Source organism: Halomonas sp. AOP7-B1-5, assembly GCF_052353045.1.
GTDB classification, from domain to species: Bacteria; Pseudomonadota; Gammaproteobacteria; order Pseudomonadales; family Halomonadaceae; genus Vreelandella; species Vreelandella colorata.
In genome coordinates this window covers 1-6,205 of record NZ_JBQTDC010000075.1, presented here as the reverse complement: position 1 = coordinate 6,205, position 6,205 = coordinate 1, and the positions used below count along the sequence as shown (strand labels likewise).

Below are 6,205 nucleotides of genomic sequence, written 5' to 3'. Positions count from 1 at the left end.
CTCTCACCCTACCCGGGGCTGATGATACCGCTGTTGTACGTTTTACCCACCGTGAAGCCCTTTCCGAACCGTTTTCGCTCTCTGTCGAGTTTGCCAGCCGCGCTCATGACTTAACCCCTACCGACTGCCTGGATAAAACCGCCACTCTCTCTATTTGGCAGGACGGCGAACCGCTACGCCGCATTCATGGCATTGTGAGCGAGTTCGCCCAGGGCGACCGCGGCCACCGGCGCTCTTTTTATCAGGTGGTGATCCGCCCGGCCTTATGGCGGCTTTCGCTGCGCCACAATTCGCGCATCTTTCAGGAAACGCAACCTTATGATGCGATTACAACCCTGGCCCAGGAGCGTGGTCTGACGGATATCGGCTTTGCCACCACCCGTACCCCGCTCGAGCGGGAGTACCTGGTGCAGTACCGGGAAACCGATCTGGCGTTTATCGAACGCCTGGCCGCCGAAGAGGGTTGCTTCTATTTTCACGAGTTCGAAAACGCCGAAGGCGGCGCCCACCGGCTAGTATTTGCCGATGCCGCCGCGGTGCTGCCAAGCGTCGGTGAGCGCACCTACCACGGCCGTGCGGGCGGTACGCCGCCCCGGCGCCATTTGCGCAAGCTGCGTCAGGTCAGCCGGGTACGCCCGGCGTCCGCCATGCTCAAGGATTACACGTTTAAAAACCCGGCCTACGCCCAGCGGCACGAGCACCTGGCGCCAGGGCTAGGCGAGCACGCTCAGCGTGAGGATTACGAGCACTTCGATTACCCGGGCCGCTACAAGAAAGATGGCTCCGGCAAGCCGTTTACCCGCCATCGGCTGGAATCCCTGCGCGCCGATGCGCTGGTGGCCCAGGCCGAAAGTGACCTGCCCGAACTAGCCCCGGGCATTTGCTTCACTCTGACCGACCACGATGTGGAGAGCCTCAATCAGGACTGGCAGGTACTCGGCGTGGTGCATTATGGCGAGCAGCCCCAGGCGCTGGAAGAGGACGGCATGGCGCGCGGTAGCGCCACCTCGGATCAAGCGGGCGAACAGATGACCCGCTACCACAATAGCGTCGAGCTGATGCCCCGGGACCAGACCTGGCGCCCCACGGCCAATCCCAAGCCACGCGTGGACGGGCCTCAGGTGGCGTTTGTAGTGGGCCCTGAAGGCGAAGAGATCTACTGCGATGAACACGGCCGGGTAAAGGTGCAGTTCCCCTGGGACCGCTACGCCGAGCCCAATGAAACCGCCAGCTGCTGGATACGGGTGGCCCAGGGCTGGGCTGGCGGTGGCTATGGCAGCATGGCGATTCCGCGCATTGGCCATGAGGTGATTATCTCGTTCCTGGAAGGTGACCCGGACCAGCCACTCATCACCGGGCGTACCTACCACGCGGTAAACATCCCGCCCTACCCGCTTCCGGAGCATAAAACGCGTACCGTGATCCGCACCCAGAGTCACAAGGCCGAGGGCTTCAACGAGCTACGCTTCGAGGACGAAGCCGGTGAAGAGCAGATCTGGCTGCACGCCCAGAAAGACCTGGAACTGCTGACGTTAAATGACCGCACCGAAGAGATTCGCCGCGACAGCCACCTGAGGCTGCACCGCAACCGTTTAAGTGAGATCCACAACGACGATCACCTGACGGTCCACCATAATCGCCACACGCAGATAAAAGGCGATGACCACCTTCAGGTAGACCAGACCCGTCACGAATATTATGGCGATTCGCAGCTTCTGGAAGCGGGTCGTGAGGTGCACTACAAGGCCGGCTCGCAGGTCGTGATCGAGGCCGGGGCGGAAATTACCCTCAAAGCGGGCGGCAGCTTTATAAAGCTCGACCCGAGCGGTGTGACCATTGTGGGTTCACAGGTGAGAATCAATTCGGGTGGCAGCCCCGGCCGTGGCCAGGGGCAGGCGATCGTGCTGCCGAACCTGCCGGGCGAAGCGGAGCCGGAAGAGAGCGAAGACGTCACTCTTGAACCCCACCAGACGCCGCTGCTGAGCAGCGACATTGCCGCGGCCACGCCCCTGGCGCTAGATGATATCGACATCACCGATGGCCTGGCCGACGACTGTAGCGCCTGTGAACCCGCCGTGGGCAGCCCGGTGAACCCACTGCTGGGGGCCAAGTTGCTCCCCGGCGAGACTGATTTTGCGTTACCCGCGCCGCGCCCCTTCGTTTTCAGCCGTGGCTATTTGTCCAGCAACGCGCGGATTGGCATACTCGGCCAGGGCTGGTCACTGCCCGGCGAAAGTCTGGCCATTACGCTGGAAGATGACGCCTGCGTTATCCACGATGCCCAAGGGCGACAAATTACCTTTGGATCACTCGAGCCGGGTCAGGCGCGCTTCTCGCCTACCGAACAGCTGTGGATACGCCGCGGGGGTTCGTCAGCTAAAGACAACGCGCTGAGTGACGATCCCCGCTGGCAGGCGCTGGACGAGACGCTGCGCGACGACCCCGCGCGCATCGTGCTCAGCGATACCGGCGGCCTTTACTACGTGTTTGCTCGCCCTGAGCAGGCCGGTACACGCTGGCCGCTGATTGAAGAGCGCGACCGTAACGGCTATACCACGGCGTACCAGTGGGACAATGACTTGTTGGTACGCGTCATCGACAGCGCCGGGCGCCACTACCAGTTCGTCTACGATGCCCTGCTGCCCAAACAAGTTGATGATGCCGGGCAGCGCCTCACCGGCGTCAAGCTGGTTCAGGACCACGACGGCAGCGCTCAGGACGACTGGCTAGTGCGCTACTCGTTCAGCGCAGCCGGCGACCTGCTCGCCGTGCGCCATCGCCATGGCGAAGTGGTTCGCGAGTTCGAGTGGCAGGATCACATGCTGATTGCTCACCGCGTGCCCGGCGGTATGGAAGCCCACTACACCTGGGACCGCCACGCCCCGGACGGCCGCGTGGTCGGCCAGCAGGAAGCGGGCGGCCTCGCACGACGCTACACCTATCACGTCGATCACACCCAGGTCACCGACAGCCTGGGCCGTGAAGAGCTGTATCACTTCGTGGGTAGCGGCCCCGGCCAGCGCTGGACCGCCCACACCCGCGCCGACGGCTCGCGCATCGAGTTTCTCTACGACCGCGCCGGGCGCAAGATCGCCACGGTCGACCCGCTCGGCCGCGAGACGCTGATCGAACGCGACGAGAACGGCCAGGTGATCGGTCAGGTCACGCCGGATGGGCAGCGTTGGATCCTTGAGCGCGACGCTATGGGCGATACGACCAGCGTAGAAGGCCCCGAGAACCAGCGCTGGCAGATTACCCGCAACGAACGCGGCCAGCAGGTGGAGATCACCGGGCCGGAAGGCTCGACCGCCTTCGCCTATGACGATGAACGCCTGCCCGACCGCCCTACCACGGTCACCGATGCGGTGGGCGCGACGCACCAGCGCGAATGGAACGCCCTGGGTCAGGTCACCGCCCAGATCGACTGCTCCCAGCAGCGCACCGCGTACGACTACGACCGCCACGGCTTTCTCGCCAGCATCACCAATGCCCTTGGGGAAATCACCCGCACCCAGCACGACGAATTGGGACGCCGCATTGCCACCCAACAGCCCGACGGCACCCACTGGCACCACCACTATGACCCGCAAGGTCGGCTGGTCGAGCTAGAAGGCCCGCAAGGCTTCCGTCAGCAGTTCTTCTTTGACGATCACGGCCGCCCGGTACAGCGTATTGAGGCTGACAGCAGCCACCAATACACCGCCTATGATGATGTCGGCCGCCTGAACGAACTCACCCTGGGCAACGGCGCGGTCTACCGCTTTGCCTACGACGCCATGGACCGCCTGGCCAGTGAAACCGGCCCCGACGGCCGCGAACAGAAGTACCGCTACGACGCGGCGGGCCAGCTGGTCGAACGCATCGAAGCCAACCGGCAAGGCCCCGATGGCCAGCCGCTGGCGACCCGCTACGATTACGACGCCGGCGGGCGCCTTGCCGCACGCCACCTGCCCGCCACCGAGCATGCCCCGGCAAGCGCCGAGCAGTACCAGTGGGGAGTTAACGGCCAGCTCACAAGCGTGACCAATGATCACGGCGAGGTCACGTTCGCTTACGACCACGCCCAGCGGCTGGTCGGCGAGCAGCAGCGCCACGTCCCGATTGAGGACAACCAGGGCTGGCAGTGGCAGCAGCATCACACGCTCACCGCCAACGGCGCCCCGCAAACGAGCCAGTTCGGCGAACTGCCCGCACTCAACTGGCACAGCTACGGCAGCGGCCACCTGCACGGCGTCAGCGCACCCGAGCTCAATCTAGAAATTGACCTGACACCCGACGCTCTGCACCGGGAGACCCAGCGCCGCCTGACCCTGGGCAGCAGCGAGCAGACGCAGCCCCTCATCCTGGAACGCGGCTATACCGAACTGGGCCAGCTGGATCATCTCACTCTGCGCGGCGCGCAGAACGGCGGCGGCCAGCAGTACCAGTACGACGCTCTGGGCCGCATGAGCTTCCGCGCCCTGCAAGGCGAGCATGCCAAGGTGATTGCCTACAGCTACGATGCCGCCGGCCGCCTCACCGGCAGCCAGCACGGTGACCAGGCCCACCGCTACGCCATCGACGCGGCGGGCAACCCTCTCGACGGTCAGCAACCGGTCACCGACAACCGCGTCACGCAGCACAACGGCACCCGCTACCACTACGATGGCGCGGGCAATATGATCGAACGGCAACAGCCGGGCGGCGAGCGCCTGACCATGGGCTATGACGGCGCCAACCGGCTGGTACAACTCACCCACACCAGCGTCTACGGTCATACCACGGAGGCCGCCTACCGCTACGACGGCCTGGGCCGCCGGATCAGCAAAACCGTACGCCACACCAACGGCACTACTGCCACCACCCACTACGGCTGGGATGGCGACCGCATCGTGCGGGAAGAAAGCGACAGTCAGCGCTCGACTATCGTGTATGAGCCGGGCAGTTTTGTGCCCATGCTGCGCATTGATGATACGCAGCAAGGCCAAGCGCTCAGTGCTTTTGTGACCGATGCGCTAGGTACGCCGATGCAACTGGTGGCGCCCAATGGCGACACGAAATGGCAGGCGCAGCCTGATGACTGGGCGGCGGTGAAGAACATTCGCGGCAGTGCGAGTCAGCCGATTCGCTTTCAGGGTCAGTGGCAGGACGAAGAATCGGGGCTCTACTACAACCGTCATCGGTACTATGATCCGCAGCCGGGGCGGTATATTAGCCAGGATCCGATTGGATTGCAGGGTGGGATGAACATGTATCAATATGCGAAAGCACCGAACATAGAAGTAGATCCGCAGGGACTTAGTGGAGTCTATGGCCTGGGTGGCGGGCTTCATAGCCAATCAAATACAGTGAGAAGAGCTGCAGAAAATATTGTTGTCACTGGCGAGGCAAACGCATCTGCAGAAGCATTCGGGGGTATATTTGGCCAAACGGTTTCGACAGGTTTAAAGTTTGATAATGCTGGTAACGCTGCTTGGGTAGTGACTGAATGCCAGCAGTACGGACTTGGTATATTCAGAGGAGCTGGTCTTGGGGGAAACGCAAGTGTTGGCTCCGCGCCATTAGAAGATGGTATTTCAGAAACTTGGGGACCTTTTGTTCGTGGCGCGGTTATTAAAGGTGGTGGTGCATCTATTGATATTGGCGGAGGAGCTATAGCTGGAGCAAGCGGTTGGATTGGCCCAAGCGTAGGCCTAGCTAGCGGCATTCAGCATTGCAAAACCACTACTCAGGTTTTAGTAAAAACAAACGAGGGAGAATAACTTGAAATTGATTAATAAAATTCGCCTTTCATCTTTTGCAATTTTTTTTGCGAGTGGCGCTACTCTTGTACTTGGATCTGAAAATAATTTAGTAATGGAGTCGTGGGAGCTATTAATGTGGATATTAAGGATTTCTGGAATAGTTGCAATTGCTACTACATTCATACTTCTTATACAAGGATTTGGTAGTTACCTTGATGACCATCAAAAAGAAAAAAATAATAAACACCGATAGATAATACTACATTTGAGTAACTGCCGCCCGGCCTAGCGCATCGAGGCCGATGGCAGCCATCAATATACCACCTATGACGACATCGGCCGCCTGAACGAACTCACCTTGGGCAACGGCGCGGTCTACCGCTTCGCCTATGACGACATGGACCGCCTCCGGCCCGGACGGCCAGCCGCTTGCCACGCACTATGAGTACGACGCCGCCGGACGCCTTGCGGCGCGCCACTTG

Annotated in this window: 2 protein-coding genes and 1 pseudogene; all 3 read left to right on the top strand. The window is 61.4% G+C overall.

Annotated elements, in window-relative coordinates; translation table 11 throughout:
• A pseudogene (locus ACT3XD_RS19120) lies at positions 1-1,982 on the top strand (type VI secretion system Vgr family protein); the annotation flags it as partial.
• Positions 1,983-2,075: 93 nt separating this feature from the next.
• The gene (locus ACT3XD_RS19115) at positions 2,076-5,741 is read left to right on the top strand and encodes an RHS repeat-associated core domain-containing protein (RefSeq protein WP_444280674.1); all 3,666 of its coding nucleotides are present in this window, start codon (positions 2,076-2,078) and stop codon (positions 5,739-5,741) included.
• 1 nt (position 5,742) lies between these two features.
• Entirely contained in the window at positions 5,743-5,976 is a 234-nt protein-coding gene (locus ACT3XD_RS19110; RefSeq protein ID WP_192539847.1) for a hypothetical protein, read from the top strand.
• Positions 5,977-6,205 lie beyond the last annotated feature (229 nt).